Source organism: Bacillus sp. B2-WWTP-C-10-Post-4 (assembly GCF_009183805.1).
Classification (GTDB): Bacteria; Bacillota; Bacilli; order Bacillales; family Bacillaceae_G; genus Bacillus_A; species Bacillus_A cereus.
The window spans coordinates 164,820-184,173 of the sequence record NZ_WEII01000002.1 but is presented as its reverse complement, the minus strand read 5'-3'; the positions used below and the strand labels follow the sequence as shown (position 1 = coordinate 184,173).

The window sequence follows — 19,354 nt, the reverse complement described above, 5'->3', positions numbered from 1 at the left end:
TAGTACAAATGACTAAACACCAAAATAAGCGTAATTGTCGAATAAATAATAATAATTTTTTTTAATGAAATTTTCACTCTTTATTGCATAAAAAAAACTTTGCACCATAAACATTCCTCATTTCGAGAAAAAGTTCGGCACAAAGATCCTTTACATCCTTTGTTACACACTTTTCCCCTCATAGTCTAGCAATTCATGGTTGCCAGGTAGAAACTTATGGACCTTATCTCCAAGATTATATGAGGCAGTGATTCTTTTCGAAGTAATCTTACCACTTGCTCTCATACGTGTCAACAAAATCTAACATTTTTCTGCATTAAATATCGAACATTTACATAAAACATACTCAAAGTATTCGTATTCTAAAGAGCACTCCTGAATGTAAGCCCTTTCTTTATTACTGAGTATAGTATATAACAAAAACACTATATAAAAAAGCCTAATTGTAAAAACAATTAGGCTTTTTTTAAGAACTTTTTTCTTGTACATCATTAATGAGCACTTCTCTCGGTTTACTACCTTCATATGGACCTACTACACCATTCATTTCCATTGCATCAATTAGGCGAGCAGCTCGCGTATAACCTACTCTAAACCTACGTTGTAACATAGAAACAGATGCTGTTTGCATTTCCACTACAAGTTGAACCGCTTCATCATATAATTCATCTTCTACTTCCTGCTTCGTATCAGGAACATCTTGCGGAATCATATCTTCTTGATATTGTGCTTTTTGCTGTCCAATAACATATTCTACAACTCTCTCAACTTCATCATCTGATAAAAATGCGCCTTGTACACGTACAGGTTTCGATGCACCAATTGGTATAAACAGCATGTCTCCACGACCTAGTAGCTTCTCTGCACCACCACCGTCAAGAATTGTACGAGAATCTGTTTGAGAAGATACAGCGAATGCAATACGTGATGGAATATTTGCTTTAATAACACCCGTAATAACGTCAACTGACGGACGTTGCGTTGCAATAATTAAATGAATACCAGCAGCACGAGCCATTTGCGCTAGACGCATAATCGCATCCTCTACATCAGACGAAGCAACCATCATTAAATCTGCTAACTCGTCCACAATTACTACAATATAAGGCAATTCGGGTTGTTTCGCTTCTGATTGACTATTATGCTCTTTTATATAATCGTTGTATCCTTCAATGTTACGTGTACCACTATGAGCAAACAATTCATAACGACGTTCCATTTCACTCACAACTTTTTTCAATGCTTGCGATGCTTTTTTCGGATCAGTTACAACTGGCGTTAACAAATGAGGCACACCGTTATATACATTTAACTCTACCATTTTCGGGTCAATCATCATTAATTTTACTTCATGTGGTTTTGCACGCATTAAAATACTAACAATAATACCGTTAATACATACACTTTTCCCGCTACCTGTCGCACCAGCTACGAGTAAATGGGGCATTTTATTTAGACGGGCTAATACAGCTTCACCTGTAATATCTCGGCCAAGACCAATTAACAACTTCTCTTCCGGATGGTTATTAGCCTTAGAATCAAGCACTTCCCTCAGTGTTACCATCGAAACTTCTGAGTTCGGAACTTCGATCCCTACAGCTGATTTCCCGGGAATTGGCGCTTCAATACGAATGTCCTTTGCAGCTAAAGCAAGAGCTAAATCATCACTTAAACTGACAATTTTGCTTACCTTTACCCCCATATCAGGATACACTTCATATTTTGTAACTGCAGGACCTCTATGTACTTTTGTTACTTTCGCTTTCACTCCGAAACTTTGGAATGTACGTTCTAATTTACGAGCATTCTCATAAATTTCCGCATTTTCATTTGTAACTTGCTTATTCTTTGGAAATTTTAATATATCAAGTGAAGGAAGCTTGTAATCTTTATTTTCTACATTTGAAAATTGCATAGGAGGTGCTTGCGCTTCACTCTCTAACGATTCAACAATTTTTTCTCCACGCTTTTTCTTTGGTTCTTCAATTGGCGGAGTCTCTTCAATAAACGGTGAAGTGATCAAATCTTCTTCCTCTACTTCGATTCGTTTATCCTCTTCTTCATTTACAGGATAATTCTCAGTGAAATTCGAAATAATCGGAGGATCAATTGAGATTTCTTCCATCGGCTCAATAATTTCTTCTTGTTCTGCAGCACGTTTGCTTCTTGTGCTTCTTGTTGTTTTTTTCTTTTCTGTTTGTTCAGCCGTTCTTTTAGCTCTCCAATCTTTATAATCCCCTTGCATCACTTGAAATTGACTTCTAAGAATTCTACCAACTGGCGCTAACACTTCTCCAATATGCTTATTTGTTATACAAAGTATACCGAGAATAACTAGAATAATACCAATGATATAAGCTCCTACTTCGTCAAATAAGAAGTAACATGTTGCGAACATAAGCGCACCAAACATACCACCACCTAAATGAACGCTATCTGGCCCCTTTTTCATTTCAAGAAAGAAGTTATCTTTCGTACTCACAATAACAGAAGTATTTTGCACTGCTCCATCTTTTGTAAGAAGGTTAAATAATGTAATATGACTAAACATTAATATCGCCAATACAATTAAATAAAATCCAATTAATCGTTTATTTAAAAGGTTCGGCCATCCGCGTTTTATAACAAAGGAAACCGATAAAGCTATTACACCTAACACACCAATTATGTACCACTCACCAAAGAAGAAGCGAAAAAATAACACAAACGATTTTCCTACAACGCCTAGCTGTAAAATCGTAATGATTGAAAGTGCAAAAAGAGTTAAACCGACAATTTCATAATACAAAGTTGGCTTTATCGTACGCCTTGCCTTTGCCTTCGTCCCTCTTTGCTTTTGTTTTGCCATTTCTTCACCTCGCGTTCTACATATAAATAAAGCTCCCCTCAAAATGCTCTATTTATATGTCTGTTTTCTCTATTTTTCAGGTCTTTATATCTTCTATTTTTACACTTCTTGTAAAATGCTAAATAAACAGAAGAAAGCAGCCTACTCATGGCTGCTCAACCGTCTTGTTTTTTATATTATACCATAGCTTCTAAACAAAATCCTTCTTTTTGCTAAAAGGTTATTTTCTGACCGGGCTCAAACTCTAAATAGTGAAGTGGGTCCGTACTTAGCACACGTACAATAGAATAACATCCATGTCCCTCTTCAGAAACCATTAATTCCACACCATTTATATTTACAACTTTTTGACTTTCACATTGTGAATAATCGGCCGGATACACAAGTTGCTCTGGCATAATTGTATATAAAATCATTGTAGCATTGTCCCTTCTGTACTATCTTCTGCGCGAACATCTATTAATTCGTTTAATTTTCGAATTGCATTTCCAATACCGCCGACATCATCTATAAGACCGTACTTTACTGCATCCCCACCAATTACATTCGTCCCAATATCTCGCGTTAAATTTCCTTTCGCAAACATAAGCTCTTTAAAACGATCTTCTGTTACTTTCGAGTGCTTCGTCACAAAACGAATGACTCTTTCTTGCATCTTATCCAAATACTCAAATGTTTGTGGCACACCTATGACAAGACCTGTTAAACGAATTGGATGAATTGTCATCGTCGCAGTTTCCGCAATAAACGAATAGTCAGTAGAAACAGCAATCGGTACACCGATGGAATGTCCCCCACCTAAAACTAGAGATACTGTTGGTTTTGAAAGTGAAGCTACCATTTCAGAAATTGCTAGCCCAGCTTCAACGTCACCTCCAACCGTATTTAATATTAAAAGCAAACCTTCAATTTTCGGATTTTGTTCAATCGCAACAATTTGCGGAATGATATGCTCATATTTTGTTGTTTTATTTTGCGGTGGTAATTGAACATGACCTTCCACTTGTCCGATAATCGTTAAACAATGAATACGTGATTCATTCATCTGTGGTACATTTGTCTGTCCAAGCTGTTGAATTTTTTCAACTATTGAAGCCTCTTTTCCAGCTTCTTTTGGCTCAGCTTCTTTTTCTTCATTTGTATATCGATCACGCTCTGTCATTTCGCATCCCCTTTCACTCGTATATAACTATTATTTCTTAAGTTATAAATTTCATTCGATAGGGTTAAAAAGAAAAAAGATCACCCATAAGGGTGATCTTTTTATACTTCCATAATAATCGGTAAAATCATAGGTTTTCTCTTTGTCTCTTCGTACAAGAACTGTCCTAATAATTCACGAATATTTTGTTTTAACATTGACCATTCAATTGAATATTCTTTAATTGACTGCTCAACAATCATACGTACAATCTCTGTAGATCGTTCAATTAACGCTTCTGATTCACGAACATATACGAAACCACGTGAAATGATTTCTGGACCAGAGATAATTTTCTTTTCATCTTTACCAAGCGTTACAACAACTACTAGTATTCCATCTTGAGATAACATCTTTCTATCTCGAAGAACGATATTACCAACGTCACCTACACCTAATCCATCAATTAAAACATTACCAGCTTGTACTTTACCGACTAAGTTCGCTTCATCGTCACCAAAAGCAATTACATCGCCTTTTTCTACGATAAAGATATTTTCTCTTGTAATACCTACATCTTCAGCTAAATATGCATGTGCTTTTTGCATACGGAACTCACCATGTACGGGTACAAAGTACTTTGGTTTCATTAAATTTAACATTAATTTTAATTCTTCTTGGCTACCGTGACCTGACACGTGAACTTTTCGTTCGCCGTAATAAACAACTTCAGCTCCAGCTCTAAATAACAAATCAATAATTTTTGATACAGATATTTCATTACCCGGAATTGGCGAAGCAGCAATGATAACAGTATCACCTTTACGAATTGAAATTTGTTTATGTGCTTGTTTTGCCATTCTAGATAGAGCAGCCATCGGTTCACCTTGACTACCTGTCGTTAAAATAGCTACCTTCTTCTCTGGAAAGTTGTCTACTTCTTGTAATGAAATAACCATACCTTCTGGAACATCTAAATAACCAAGACGTCTTGCAATGTCTACTACTTTCACCATACTACGTCCTACTACCGCTACTTTTCGCCCTGTTTCAGCAGCTGCATCAAATACTTGTTGAATACGATGTACATTCGATGCAAATGAAGCAACGATAATACGACCTTCTGCGCCGTAGAACACTTTAGAGATTTCTACACCAACTTCTTTTTCTGAACCTGTATAGCCTGGGCGCTCTGCGTTTGTACTATCAGATAATAAGCAAAGTACGCCTTCATTTCCGATTTGCGCCATTTTCCCAAGGTCTGCTCCACTATTTCCAATTGGAGTTTGATCGAATTTAAAGTCTCCCGTATATACGACTGCACCTTTTGATGTATGGAAACAAACGCCAACAGAATCCGGAATACTATGTGTCGTTCCGAAGAATGACACCGTTGTAGTGTTAAATTCTACTGTTGAATTTGAATCGATTGTTTTTAGGTCTACACGGCCTAACATGCCCGCTTCACCAAGTTTTTCTTGTATAAGTCCTACTGTTAATTTCGTTGCATAGACTGGAATAGATAATTTACGAAGTACATACACAATTCCACCAATATGATCTTCATGACCGTGAGTAATAAATAAACCTTTTACTCGCTCTTGATTTTCCACTAAATATGTAATATCAGGAATAACGATATCAATTCCAAACATTTCATCTCCCGGGAACATTAACCCTGCATCTACGATAAAGATTTCAGAATCAATTTCAACACAGTACATGTTTTTCCCGATTTCACCTACTCCACCAAGAGCAAATACTTTAACAGACTCATTCTCTTTTCTCTTCATGTTGTTGCCTGGTTTAAAAATCTTGCAAACACTGATTTCACTAAAATTGCAGAGACACCAGGGGAAACTCTACAACCACCATATTTTCACCGTCCAAGACGAATGTCCTTACCGTTATGCGATATCATGTCCTTGTTTATTTTTTAAACCAGGTTTCACCTCTCTTTCATTATATAAATCAAATATCTTATTCGATATGATATGAAAATTTAATTAAATTATAATTTTTCCCAATTTTGCTAAGCATACCCGTACTAAGCTACTTAGCCATATTATACCTGATACAAGAAATAGAACACAAGTTAAATCGTGCGAAAGAAAGAGTAAAAGAACGGAATGACAACAAAAGTATCGAACGTATTTCCTTTATATTTACTTCGATTTTATACTCCATATTATTTTGAAGAACTAGCCATACATACGCTAAATTCATTTCATAATAGGGAGTTTCAAGATTTATTTTTCTAGAATCCAACAAAAACACTTACAAAATGGAGTTTTTTTATGAATTACGTCAAATTTGAGGGGATTTCTCTAAAAACAAACACCGTAGTTTATTACGTTTATTCCATAATATCTATCATTTTTCGACTCAGTTAAAGGGGTACGATTATTTTCTTATACACATAATGAAGAAGCGATTAATATTCTTATAAGAACACATATAAGTGAGAAAAAGAGGAAAAGATTTGCATATAATAAAAAATGACCTAGTTCTACACTAGGTCATTTTTTATTAACGAGGGATAGATTGCATTACAGATTGTAACGTTACTCTTTCTTCTTCTGTTAATGGAAGAAGTGGTAAACGTACAGAACCTACATCTAATCCAACCATTTGTAACGCTGTTTTTACTGGAGTTGGACTTGGCGCCATAAATAATGAATCAGTTACTCTTACAAGTAATTGATGTAATTTTTGTGCCTTCTTAAATTCTCCTGCTTGAAATGCTGTAATCATTTCTTGCATTTCGTTTCCGATAACATGAGATGCTACCGAAACGATACCTTTCGCTCCAACTGCCATAGCTGGTAACGTTAAACCGTCATCACCGCTGTATACCGCAAAGTCGTCCGCTGTTTTTTCAATGATTTCTGTCATTGTTAACACATCGCCGCCGGCATCTTTAATAGCAACAATGTTTTCTATTTCTGATAAACGAACAACTGTATCAACGGAGATTTGTACAATAGATCGTCCCGGAACGTTATATAGCATAACCGGAAGCGGCGTACTTTCAGCAATTGCTTTAAAATGCTGATACATTCCTTCTTGACTCGGTTTGTTATAATACGGTGCTACTAGCATTACTGCATCCACACCAACTTCTGTTGCCTTTTTAGTTAAGTCAATAGAAGCATGCGTATTATTGCTACCTGTTCCAGCGATTACGGGCACTCTTTTATCGACAACAGATACGACATGGCGATATAACGCTACTTTCTCTTCTGAAGTTAATGTAGGAGATTCTCCTGTCGTTCCTCCTACCACGATTGCTGTTGTACCGTTATCAATTAAATAATTTACCAATTTCGTTGTCTTTGCAAAATCGATATTCCCGTTTATATCAAACGGTGTTACCATCGCGGTTGCAATTGTCCCAAAATCTATCATGGTCTCACTCCTTATTGTTCCAGTTGCTTTTCTTTTGAAAGCTCAAACGCACTATGTAATGCATTTACAGCCTCCACCAAATCAATTTCTTTTACAAGAACCCAAATTGTTGTATGACTATCTGCCGATTGCAGGATTTGAATACCTTTTTCTGCTAAAGCTGTAACGATTTTTGCAGTAACCCCTGGGATGCCTGCCATTCCAGCTCCAACGATAGATACTTTCGCACAATGTTCTGTCACAATTGGCTCATATCCAAGTTGTTTTAGCACTTCGACAGCACGAGCTGATACATTATCATTTACTGTGTAAGCTACACCAGTAGGAGAAATGTTAATTAAATCAACACTAATGCCTTCGTTTGCCATTTCTTTAAATACATGCTGCTGTATGTCGTATGCCGTTTCTTTTGCAAGTACTTTAATTTGCGTTACGTTCGATACGTGGGCAATACCTGTAACAGGACGTTCTTCTACATCCTGCCCTTTTGTAGCACCATCGTATGCTGCAATAAGAGTACCTTCACTTTCAGAATACGTAGAACGTACACGAAGTGGCACTTTTGCATGCATCGCAATTTCAACTGCACGTGGATGAACGACTTTCGCACCTTGATAAGCCATGTTACAAATTTCGTTATACGTTACAGTTTGAAGATGACGTGCATCTTTTACAATACGAGGATCCGCAGTCATAACACCTTCTACATCAGTGAATATATCGATATATTCAGCATGAAGTGCAACACCTAATGCTGAAGCTGAAGTATCACTACCTCCGCGTCCAAGTGTTGTCGTATCACCTTTTTTCGTTTGCCCTTGAAATCCTGTAACGACGATTACATCTACATTTTCTAACTCTTCATGTATACGATCGCAATTCATTTCAATAATCTTTGCATTCGTAAAGTCATCATTCGTTACAAAACCAGCTTGTGCACCATTTAATGCTGCTGCTTTTATACCGTTCTCATTCAACATATTAGAGAAAACAATTGCAGAGATTAACTCTCCGCATGATAATAATAAATCTTGCTCACGTTTAGAAATAGTAGATTCCTCTTGATTTACAAGACTTAATAACGTATCCGTTGCATATGGTTCACCTTTACGGCCCATAGCAGATACGACAGTAACTACTTTATAACCAGCAGCTAATGATTTTTTTATATGATGAAGCGCATGCTTACGTCCATTGTCATCACGTACTGATGTGCCACCAAATTTTTGAACAATTATTTTCATATTTTGCACCTTCTCTTAGCCGTTTACACTAATTGTAATTTTACTAAGCGCTCTGCAATTTGAACAGAATTCCATGCAGCGCCTTTTAATAAGTTATCAGATACGACCCAAAGATGGAATCCTTTATCGTTATTTAAATCTTTACGGATTCTTCCAACGAATACTTCGTTTTTACCTACTGCAGTAGCTGGCATTGGATATAACTGCTCTTCTGGATTATCTTGCAGAACAATACCTTCCGCATTTGCAAGTAAGCTCTTTAATTCTGCTACTGTTACGCCTTCTTTTTCTACTTCGATGTAAACAGACTCAGAGTGTCCTGATACAACTGGTAAACGTACACATGTTGCCGCTACTTCTAATTCAGGCATATGCATAATTTTTTTCGTTTCGTTAATCATTTTCATTTCTTCAAACGTAAATCCATTATCTTGGAATTTATCAATCTGTGGAATCGCATTAAAAGCAATTGGGAAATGCTTCTTATCACCTGATACAGGAAGAACATTTGCCTTAACTTCTTCGCCATTTAAGATTGCTTGTGATTGTTCATGCAGTTCTTCAATAGCTGCCGCACCAGCACCTGATACAGCTTGATATGTGGAAACGATTACTCGTTTTAAACCATATTGCTGACGAACTGGCTCAAGAGCTACTACCATTTGAATTGTAGAACAGTTTGGATTTGCAATAATACCATTATGTTCTTTTAAGTCGTTTTCATTTACTTCAGGTACAACAAGTGGCACGTTTTCTGTCATACGGAATGCACTTGTATTATCAACAACAATCGCACCGCGTTTTGCTGCTTCTGGCGCTAATTGTTTCGATACAGATCCACCAGCACTAAATAGTGCGATATCTACTCCTTCAAAGCTTTCAGGAGTTGCCTCTTGAACTGTAAATTCTTCGCCTTTAAATACAAGTTTCTTACCTGCAGATCGTTTAGATGAAAGTAACGTTAATTTCCCGATTGGAAATTCTCGTTTCTCTAAAGTATTTAACATTTGTTCACCAACTGCGCCGGTTGCTCCAACTACAGCGACATGAAAAGTTTTTTGCTTTTCCATCACTATGCCCCTTTCTAGATACCAATCCTTCTATAACTTAGAATCAGAAGGAGTATACAATACCCCTTCTGATCTTAATAACGTTAATTTTATCATATTCTACAGTAAGAATGATGGTTTCATCAAAAATTGTCCGTTTTTTTTCGTTTTTTAATTCATATATCTGAATTTTTCTACGACCACCGGTTGCAATTGCTTCCCTTGCAGCGCTTCTAACACTGTATCTTCCAGCAGCTCCATGCGAGCTACCATTGAGTTCGGTTTTTTCTCTGGTGCATCTTGGCCGAATGGGACGAAGTAGATGTTTTTTGTTGCCATTAGGCGCATGAGATTTACTCCATTAAGCCCTAGAGCATCATTCGTCGAAACAGCCAATACGACAGGCTTGCCATTTCTTAACGTCGCTTTCGCTGCCATTAATACTGGAGAGTCTGTCATTGCATTTGCAAATTTACTCATAGAATTCCCTGTTAGTGGTGCAATTACCATACAATCTAGTGGAATTTTAGGTCCTAGTGGTTCTGCACCAACGATTGAATTAATTGCTTTAAAACCTGTTATTTCTTCAATCTTCTTAATCCACTCTGCTCCTTCTCCAAATCTAGTATTTGTTGATTGAACAGTGTAAGAAACAACAGGACGTACTTCTGCTCCCTCAGCAATTAATTTTTCTAAATGAGGCATTACTTCTTCGTACGTACAATGTGAACCTGTAAATCCGAAACCAATTCGTTTCCCCTTCAAACTCATTTCTTTTCCTCCTCCTTTGCAATTGCATCTGCTGCTAATAACTGAGAAAGAACATTTGCTAAAATTTGCCCAGCCGTTTTTGGGGCAACAATACCTGGTAATCCAGGTGCTAGCAATGCTTTGACTCCTCTTTTTTCCGCATATCTAAAGTCAGTACCGCCTGGTTTAGAAGCTAAATCAATCACTAACGTATGAGCTGGCATTTTTGCAATAACATTCGCTGTTACAACGAGATGCGGAATCGTATTAATTACAATATCGATATTTCCTACTTCTTTCTCTATGTCTTGCATATGAAAAGGAGAAAACATCATTTCTGTAATACGTGCAATATGTTCAGATCGTCTTGCTCCAACTTTGACATGGGCTCCTAATGATTGAAATGCTCTCGCAACACTCATTCCTGTTCTCCCAAATCCTAGAACCATTACATTGGACCCATGAATTGTATAGTCGGTATGTTGAATTACCATCATTAATGTACCTTCTACCGTTGGAATAGAATTGTATATTGCTACATCATCACGATCAAATAATTTAACAAGTTTTCGATTCGTAGTAGATACGAGATTTTCCAAGTAAGGTGTACCAATACCTGAATATATAGTAAAGTGTTCTGGTGTATTTTCAATTTGTTCTTTCGTTATTGAAACTTTTTCATTTGAAAAAATAGTATCTACTTCTCCTTTGGCATTTGTACCGGCAACCGGCAAAATAATTGCGTCTACAGAAGTGAAATCTAAATTTTGTATACTTTCTTTTACTGCCCCTGTGAAACCATGATCTAACTGATCAAAACCTATCAAAGAAAGTTTCGCATCCAATTCAACTAGCTTACGAATTACTTCTAGCTGCCTTGCATCTCCTCCTATGACAGCAATATGCATCTCAGTCAACATTCCCTAATTCACCTTCTTTTTCTGTCATTTATAAGAAAAGTGCCTACTTTTTCTTTTTCCTCCACATCATATGTAATGTACGAGTTTATGGTGATTGAAAATCCAAATGCACATATGATTTATCAGGTTTCTATGTAGATACAAAAAAAGATGACCAAAATGGCCATCCTTCACTCCGAATTTGAACGATCTATACTATCACAAAGAAGCATATCGTGTCCGACTTTCTTTATTTGACTCCATGCCACTCTTACTTCTTGTGGTTCCTTTTTAAAACCTCCCCACTTCCCTACAGGTATTATAAGTGTTTGTATTTGTCCGTCTTTCTCATTAATCTCTAAATCCATATAACCTAAGGCTCCCATTTTTTCCGCTTTTTCTATATCTACAACCTCTTTACCGCTTAATTCACTTAATCGCATACTCACTCCACTCCCCTACTAAATTTTTCATTTGCATTGTCTATAATTAGTACCTATTCTATATGTATAAAAAAAATAACCTTCTCTCATTTAAAAAGAGAGAAGGTTATTTTCAGATACATCGTAAAAGTTGATTATAGTTTTATTCCTTTTGGAAGTTTTCCATCTGGACTAATTAATGCTGCAGAGAATTCATCTGTAAACATGTTACGAATTAACCCATCTACATTTTCTTTTGTTACAGTGTTTACACTTTCGATAATCTCATCAAGTGAACGATGCTTACGAAGTAGCAATTCATTTTTACCATTACGGCTCATACGACTATTCGTACTTTCTAAACTTAACATTAAGTTTCCTTTTAATTGCTCTTTACTATTAATAAGCTCTTTTTCTGTAATACCTGTATTTTTCAATGTTTCTAATGTTTCTTGCATTGTTTCATACAGTGTATCTAATTGTTGACTACCTGTTCCACCATACAGTGTTAACATACCTGTATCTTCATAAGAAGAATGGTAAGAAAATACTGAGTAAGCTAACCCACGTTGCTCACGTACTTCTTGGAATAAACGGCTACTCATACTACCGCCTAAAACGTTATTTAATACAATTAAGTTATAAATATCTTCGTGTCCCATTTGTAAGCCTTTATATCCTAAACATAAATGAGCTTGTTCTGTTTCCTTTTTACGTGCTACTTTGTTAAAATGGAAAATTGGACTATGTACTTGTTCACGGTTTGTTGTTCCTTCATAACTACCGAAATATTGCTCTACCGTTTGTAAGAAGGCTTCATCAATATTTCCTGCAACTGAAACAACTACATTTTCAGGTGTATAATGATCCTTAATATATTGGCGTAGCGTATCACCTGTAAACGTATCAAGTGTTTCTTCTGTTCCTAAAATAGGATATCCAAGCGGATGCGTTTCATATGTTGCTTTCGTTAACATATCATGCACAATATCGTCTGGAGCATCTTCGTACATTTTAATTTCTTCACATACGACATTCTTCTCTTTTTTCAATTCTTCTTCATCAAATGTTGAATTAAAGAACATGTCAGCTAATACATCTAAAGCATATTTAGCATGTTCATCTAGCACTTTTGCATAGTAACAAGTGTACTCTTTTGAAGTAAAAGCATTCACTTGCCCACCAATACTATCAAATGATTCTGCAATTTCGCGTGCACTACGTGTTTCTGTCCCTTTAAAGAACATATGCTCTAAAAAGTGAGAAATCCCGTTATTTTTTTCATTTTCATTTCTTGATCCCGCATGGATCCAAATACCAATCGCAACCGATCTTACAGTTGGTATATTCTCCATAACTATTCTTACACCATTTTTACAAGTATATTTTTTAATCAAAAACTTTCCTCCTACTGCCAGTTTCTCTAAATAAGTGCTATTATTTAATGATAACAAGTTTAAGGATGAATGTCATGCAAATGTATTTAATCCACACGTTTTTCATCCAGTAATTCTGTTATATTCCCTACTTTATATCCTTGTTCCTTCAATTTTTTAATCATTGTATCTAATGCTTCTGCCGTTGACGAAGTAGGATGCATTAATACGATAGCACCTGGGTGTATTTTTCTCATTACTCTCTGCAATAGTACATCTGGCTCAGGTCGCTTCCAATCGATTGTATCGACAGTCCACATAATCGTTCCCATTTGGAAATCATCAGCGATTTTCACGACTTCATCCCGAAAACTTCCACTCGGCGGGGCAAACCATCTCACCTTTTGATTCGTAGCAGCTTCAATCATTCGATTTGTTTTTTGTAACTGCTCTCGTATTTCATCAGACGATAGCGTTTTCATATTAGGGTGCGTATAAGAATGATTTCCGACTTCTTGATTTGCATCGACAATCATTTTTGCAAATCGTAAATTTTCTTTCACCCAACGTCCTTCTAAAAAGAAAGTCGCCTTCACATCATGCTTTTTCAATATTTCTAATATACGAGGCAAATACTCGTTTCCCCATGCCACATTTATTGTTAATCCCACCATCTTTTTATTCGGATGCCCCCTATAAATTGGAGCAGGTGATAAATCTTCTAAGTGGACACTCGGTGATACTTCCTTAAATTCAAGGTGTTTTTGATCAAATTCCTTTAGCTTCTTCATATTGTTATAGGATGCTTCCATATCAACTTGTCTTCCATTATATCCTGGTGTTGCTTTCCATATCTTATCAATCATCGCATTTTGAGGTGCAATCTCATATTGTTTTGCATGCTTTTGAATTTCTTCATATAAGTTATCCTGTGCAAAAACAGAATAAGAGCCTAAACTGACATATAAAGAAAATATACATATGTATGCCAATATACGAACTTTCATATAAACCCTCCCAAATTAACTATATAAAAAAACATTTTTCTTCTTATCTTTGTTAATTTGAGCGTTATAATGAAAACTATACCTATACTGACATAAAAATATATATAAATCATATTTTTACATAACAAAAAAAGCCAGTTAAACTGGCTTTCGCTTATTGCTGCTCTTGTTTGTTTTCTTCTTTAGCAGCTTCTTTTTCTTGCTCTTCTTTTAGCAATACTTTTCTAGATAGATTAACACGACCTTGCTTGTCAATCTCGATAACTTTAACCGTAATTACGTCACCGATTTTTACAACGTCTTCTACTTTACCTACACGCTCAAGTGCAAGTTCAGAAATGTGAACTAATCCATCTTTACCGCTGAATAATTCAACGAAAGCACCGAATTTCTCAACACGTTTCACTTTTCCTTCGTAGATTTCACCTACTTGTACTTCGCGAACGATATCTTCGATAATTTTCTTAGCTTTGTCGTTCATTTCTTGGTTTATTGAAGAAATGAATACTGTGCCATCTTGCTCGATGTCAATTTTAACGCCAGTTTCTTCAATAATTTTATTGATTTGTTTACCGCTCGGTCCGATAACGTCACGGATTTTATCTGGATTAATTGTCATTGTAATAATCTTTGGAGCGTACGCTGATAATTCAGTGCGTGGCTCTGGAATAACAGATAACATATGATTTAGAATGTGCACACGACCAACTTTCGCTTGTTGTAATGCCTCTTCTAAAATCTCACGAGATAGACCATCGATTTTAATGTCCATTTGTAGTGCAGTTACACCTTGTGCTGTACCTGCTACTTTAAAGTCCATATCACCTAAATGATCTTCCATACCTTGAATATCAGATAAAATTGTGTAATGCTCACCAGTTTTAACTAGACCCATTGCAATACCTGCAACTGGAGCTTTAAGTGGAACACCAGCATCCATCATTGCTAAAGTACTACCACAAATACTTGCTTGTGAAGTAGAACCATTTGATTCTAAAACTTCAGATACAAGACGTACTGTGTATGGGAAATCTTTTTCAGATGGAATTACAGGCTCAAGTGCGCGTTCTCCTAGTGCACCGTGACCGATTTCACGACGACCTGGTCCACGCATTGGTCTAGTTTCACCAACACTAAATGATGGGAAATTGTAATGGTGCATAAAGCGTTTTGATTCTTCTACACCAAGACCATCTAAAATTTGCACATCGCCTAATGCACCTAATGTACAAATACTTAATGCTTGTGTTTGTCCACGAGTGAACAAACCAGAACCGTGTGTACGAGATAAAATGCCAACCTCTGATGCTAATGGACGGATTTCGTCACCTTTACGGCCATCTGGGCGGATTTTTTCAACTGTAATAAGACGACGTACTTCTTCTTTTACAATTTTATATAAAATCTCATTTACTTGTCCTAATGTATCAGCGTCAGCTTCCTGCGCTTCGTAATGCTCAATAACACGCTTTTTCACTTCGTTAATTGCATCTTCACGTGCATGCTTCTCATGTACTTGAATTGCTGAATGCATATCTTCTTCAGCCATTTCACGTACAGCTTGGTTAAGATCAGCGTCAACTTCATAAAGTTTCACTTCTGTTTTCTCTTTACCTACAGCTTGTACAATCTCTTCTTGGAATGCAATTAGACGTTTAATTTCGTCATGACCAAACATAATTGCTTCTAACATTGTTTCCTCAGGCACTTGATCTGCTCCTGCTTCAACCATGTTAATTGCATCTTTCGTACCAGCTACAACAAGGTGAATATCACTTTGTTCTTGCTGTTCTACTGTTGGGTTGATAACGAATTCGCCGTTAATACGACCAACTGTTGCACCCGCGATTGGACCTTCAAATGGAATATCTGAAATCGATAACGCTAATGAAGAACCAAGCATAGCTGCCATTTCAGAAGAACAATCTTGATCAACACTCATTACGATGCTGACAACTTGTACTTCGTTACGGAAACCATCTGCGAAAAGTGGACGGATTGGACGATCGATTAAACGACTTGCCAAAATTGCTTTTTCACTTGGACGACCTTCACGTTTAATGAAACCGCCAGGAATTTTTCCGACTGCATATAAACGCTCTTCATAGTTTACTGTAAGTGGGAAGAAATCTACATTTTTTGCTTCTTTTGATGCAGTTGCTGTAGATAGAACCGCTGTATCGCCATATCTTACTAATACTGCTCCGTTCGCTTGTTTTGCAAGCTGACCAGTTTCAACTGTTAGCTGGCGACCAGCTAAATCTATCGAGAAGACTTGCTTTTCTTGACTCATTTAAGTACCCCTCTCAATTTAAAGTATTCAATTCTTCTATGTAAATGGATAGTATATCACAATATTCTACCTCTAGTATTGCCTAAAATTAAGTAAGCTATAAAGCGTAGAAGATATATTTTTACCTAACAAAAAAGCGGGAATATTCCCGCTTCTTTGACTATCGACGTAAGCCAAGCTTTGTGATTAATTCACGGTAACGTGTGATATCGCTATTACGAAGGTAAGTTAGTAAGTTACGACGTTTACCAACCATCTTTAATAGACCACGACGTGAATGATGATCTTTCTTGTGAGTACGTAAGTGCTCGTTTAGAGTGTTAATTTGCTCCGTTAGGACAGCAATTTGAACCTCTGGAGAACCAGTATCAGTCTCATGAGTTCTAAATTGTGCAATGATTTCATTTTTACGCTCTTGTGTTAAAGCCATCCTATTTCACCTCCTATTAATTAAACCCCCAATTACCTAGCAAGCGTCGGTGAGTCGCAATGCCAAGCAATGGTTGTCATAAAGTACATAACATAGAATACTACTTTTCATTTGAAAAAGCAAGTATATTCTTTTCGCTCACAAAATATTCTTGGGCTGTTTTCTTATCTTTTGCGATTTGTTCAACTAACTCATCAATACCGTTGAATTTCTTTTCTGCTCTTATACGCATATGCCACTCTACTGTAACATTTTGATCGTATATATCTTTGTTAAATTCAAATAAATGCACTTCAATTGATAATTGACGCTCATCTTCTTTAAAAGTTGGTTTATATCCAATATTACATACACCATCGTACCATTCATCGTGAACTTTTAATCTCACTGCATAAACACCTACAGGTGGCAATAAATACTCATCACTTAAACCTACATTAGCTGTTGGAAAACCAATTTGACGTCCACGTTTGTCGCCATGTATAACTGTTCCCGCTACAGTATAGGCTCTACCTAAAATAGATGGAATTTGCTCCATTTCGCCATTTCGAATTAACTTTCGTAATGCTGTAGAACTTACTTTCTCTTCTTGAAATTCAACTTTTTCAATCACAGTCTGTGTAAACTCCCCTCTTGCATGAAATGGTAAAGTCTCCATCTTTCCTTTTCCTAAACGTCCATATGAATAATCAAACCCTGCTACTACATGCTTTACATTTAAACCAATAATATAATCATCTACAAATTGTTGCGGTAATAACCCTGCAAATGATTCATCAAATTTAATTACATATAATATATCGATTCCTAAGCTTTCGACTATTTTTTCTTTATCGCGCATCGGTGTAATATACTCCACATGCGCATCCTTTTTTCCTAAAACAACAGATGGATGAGGATGAAATGTCATAACTGCACTTTTATATCCTCGGTCGTCCGCTATTTTTTTCGCAGTTCGAATTACACATTGATGTCCTAAATGAATGCCATCAAAAAATCCTAATGCCATTACAGTAGGTGGTAATTCTAATTTATTTTGTTCATGTGGATGAGTTAAATGAATAAGTTTCACGCTTGAATTCACCTTTTTCTGTAATAATCCTTCCAATAATTCATTATAGCTTTAGTTCTTGATTATTCACAAGTACTTTCATCGGCTTTAACATACCAGGATGTTTCGGATGATGTTCATAAATTGCTAAGCAACGATCATTTTTATCAAACACTGTAATAAATGGTGCTGTTATTTCTAATTCATTTTTTAAGAACATACCATTCTTTATTTTCTCTGCTTGCTTTTCATCTACAACCATTTTTGGAAACTTACTTAATGCTTCATCAATTGAAATGAAGATAGACTCTACTGTTCCATTTTGCACGTTTTCTTCAATTTCTTCAAATGATATGCAATCTTCTAATAAAAATTCACCAGATGCCGTTCTTATAAGGTGCGACATATGTGATGGGAAACCAAGTTTTTCCCCGATCATTACAGCTAACGTTCTTACATATGTTCCTTTACTACACGTTACACGGAAACGGAATGAAATATTTTCTCCTTCAAAAACTTCACGATCATCAAGTAATATGAATTCATGAATTGTAATTGTACGAACTGGACGTTCCACCTCTTGCCCTGCTCTTGCATATTCGTATAATTTTTTCCCGTTTACTTTTACAGCCGAGAACATTGGTGGCATTTGTTCAATCGTGCCTGTTAATTCCGCAAGGACTTTCTCTACTTCCTTACGAGTAATAGTACGATCTACATTTTTCGTTTCAACAACCTCACCAGAAGCATCTTCAGTTGTCGTTGAAAACCCTAATGTTACTTCACCTTCATATGTTTTCGTTTCACTTGTTAAAAATTGTGCAATTTTCGTTGCTCTTCCAACGCAAATTGGTAATACTCCTGTTACATCAGGGTCTAATGTTCCCGTATGACCAATTCTCTTTTCTCGCAATATCTTTCTTAATTTAAATACACAATCATGTGATGTCATGCCTTTTGGCTTATGTAATAATACTACACCTTCCATATATGTTCACCTCATCATAATTCTCTCGTAGTAAATATCCAAAACTTATTTTGCATTGAAAAAATGGATAGACAAATGTCTATCCATTATTCTTCACGTTTACCGTCTTTATTAATTTCATGTAAAAGTGTATCAATTCGATGACCATATCCGATAGACTCATCAAACTCAAAGGTAATTTCTGGTGTTTTACGAAGACGAATACGTTGGCCAATTTCTGAACGAATAAAGCCTTTTGCCTTCGCTAAACCTTTTAAAGTATTTTCTTTCTGTTCTTCATCACCTAAAACAGAAATATATACTTTAGCAATTTGTAAATCACCACTCACTTGTACATCAGTTACTGTAACAAATCCAATACGTGGGTCTTTAATTTTACGACTGATAATGTCGCCTAATTCTTTTTTCATTTGCTCGCCCACACGGTTCGCACGTAATTTCATAACTC

The 19,354-nt window shown here is 36.2% G+C and carries 17 protein-coding genes and 1 riboswitch; all 17 genes read right to left on the bottom strand.

Annotated elements, in window-relative coordinates; genetic code table 11:
* Positions 1-161: 161 nt before the first annotated feature.
* Positions 162-263, bottom strand: a riboswitch (purine riboswitch).
* 203 nt (positions 264-466) lie between these two features.
* The 17 genes from GBN78_RS02670 to rbfA all read right to left on the bottom strand — a co-directional run bounded on the left by GBN78_RS02670 (position 467) and on the right by rbfA (position 19,349).
* Positions 467-2,848, bottom strand: a complete 2,382-nt coding sequence (locus GBN78_RS02670) for a DNA translocase FtsK (RefSeq protein WP_001118776.1) — start codon at positions 2,846-2,848, stop codon at positions 467-469.
* A 212-nt stretch (positions 2,849-3,060) separates the two neighbouring features.
* The gene (locus GBN78_RS02665; RefSeq protein WP_000605029.1) at positions 3,061-3,264 is read right to left on the bottom strand and encodes a YlzJ-like family protein; all 204 of its coding nucleotides are present in this window, start codon (positions 3,262-3,264) and stop codon (positions 3,061-3,063) included.
* On the bottom strand, positions 3,261-4,010 hold the full coding sequence (tepA, locus tag GBN78_RS02660) for a translocation-enhancing protein TepA (protein ID WP_000139806.1): 750 nt from the start codon (positions 4,008-4,010) through the stop codon (positions 3,261-3,263). Before tepA ends, GBN78_RS02665 begins: the two co-directional genes overlap by 4 nt.
* 101 nt (positions 4,011-4,111) lie before the next feature.
* Positions 4,112-5,782, bottom strand: a complete 1,671-nt coding sequence (locus tag GBN78_RS02655) for a ribonuclease J (protein WP_000823096.1) — start codon at positions 5,780-5,782, stop codon at positions 4,112-4,114.
* 736 nt (positions 5,783-6,518) lie between these two features.
* Positions 6,519-7,397, bottom strand: coding sequence for a 4-hydroxy-tetrahydrodipicolinate synthase (gene dapA, locus GBN78_RS02650; RefSeq protein WP_000564763.1), 879 nt, complete (start codon positions 7,395-7,397; stop codon positions 6,519-6,521).
* An 11-nt stretch (positions 7,398-7,408) separates the two neighbouring features.
* The gene (gene dapG / locus GBN78_RS02645) at positions 7,409-8,641 is read right to left on the bottom strand and encodes an aspartate kinase (protein WP_000692453.1); all 1,233 of its coding nucleotides are present in this window, start codon (positions 8,639-8,641) and stop codon (positions 7,409-7,411) included.
* 23 nt (positions 8,642-8,664) lie between these two features.
* Positions 8,665-9,711 (bottom strand): aspartate-semialdehyde dehydrogenase, encoded by a 1,047-nt coding sequence (gene asd, locus GBN78_RS02640; RefSeq protein WP_000414846.1) that lies wholly within the window; start codon positions 9,709-9,711, stop codon positions 8,665-8,667.
* Positions 9,712-9,861: 150 nt separating this feature from the next.
* Entirely contained in the window at positions 9,862-10,461 is a 600-nt protein-coding gene (gene dpaB / locus GBN78_RS02635) for a dipicolinate synthase subunit B (protein WP_000053596.1), read from the bottom strand.
* Complete coding sequence (gene dpaA, locus GBN78_RS02630) at positions 10,458-11,360, bottom strand: dipicolinic acid synthetase subunit A (RefSeq protein WP_152126912.1); 903 nt, start codon at positions 11,358-11,360, stop codon at positions 10,458-10,460. Before dpaA ends, dpaB begins: the two co-directional genes overlap by 4 nt.
* Positions 11,361-11,530: 170 nt before the next feature.
* A complete protein-coding gene (locus GBN78_RS02625; RefSeq protein WP_001239756.1) occupies positions 11,531-11,782 on the bottom strand; it encodes a YlmC/YmxH family sporulation protein in 252 nt (83 codons plus the stop codon).
* A gap of 134 nt (positions 11,783-11,916) precedes the next feature.
* Positions 11,917-13,158 (bottom strand): M16 family metallopeptidase, encoded by a 1,242-nt coding sequence (locus GBN78_RS02620; RefSeq protein ID WP_000592989.1) that lies wholly within the window; start codon positions 13,156-13,158, stop codon positions 11,917-11,919.
* Between the two features lie 86 nt (positions 13,159-13,244).
* Positions 13,245-14,144 carry a polysaccharide deacetylase family protein gene (locus GBN78_RS02615; protein WP_000868232.1) on the bottom strand — a complete coding sequence of 300 codons (900 nt, stop codon included), beginning with the start codon at positions 14,142-14,144 and terminating at the stop codon, positions 13,245-13,247.
* A 154-nt stretch (positions 14,145-14,298) separates the two neighbouring features.
* Positions 14,299-16,437 (bottom strand): polyribonucleotide nucleotidyltransferase, encoded by a 2,139-nt coding sequence (pnp, locus tag GBN78_RS02610; RefSeq protein WP_000076754.1) that lies wholly within the window; start codon positions 16,435-16,437, stop codon positions 14,299-14,301.
* Between the two features lie 160 nt (positions 16,438-16,597).
* A complete protein-coding gene (gene rpsO, locus GBN78_RS02605) occupies positions 16,598-16,867 on the bottom strand; it encodes a 30S ribosomal protein S15 (RefSeq protein WP_001229392.1) in 270 nt (89 codons plus the stop codon).
* A gap of 100 nt (positions 16,868-16,967) precedes the next feature.
* Entirely contained in the window at positions 16,968-17,939 is a 972-nt protein-coding gene (gene ribF / locus GBN78_RS02600) for a bifunctional riboflavin kinase/FAD synthetase (protein WP_000766702.1), read from the bottom strand.
* A 43-nt stretch (positions 17,940-17,982) separates the two neighbouring features.
* Complete coding sequence (truB, locus tag GBN78_RS02595) at positions 17,983-18,906, bottom strand: tRNA pseudouridine(55) synthase TruB (protein ID WP_000399348.1); 924 nt, start codon at positions 18,904-18,906, stop codon at positions 17,983-17,985.
* 86 nt (positions 18,907-18,992) lie between these two features.
* Positions 18,993-19,349, bottom strand: a complete 357-nt coding sequence (rbfA, locus tag GBN78_RS02590) for a 30S ribosome-binding factor RbfA (RefSeq protein ID WP_000776437.1) — start codon at positions 19,347-19,349, stop codon at positions 18,993-18,995.
* Positions 19,350-19,354 lie beyond the last annotated feature (5 nt).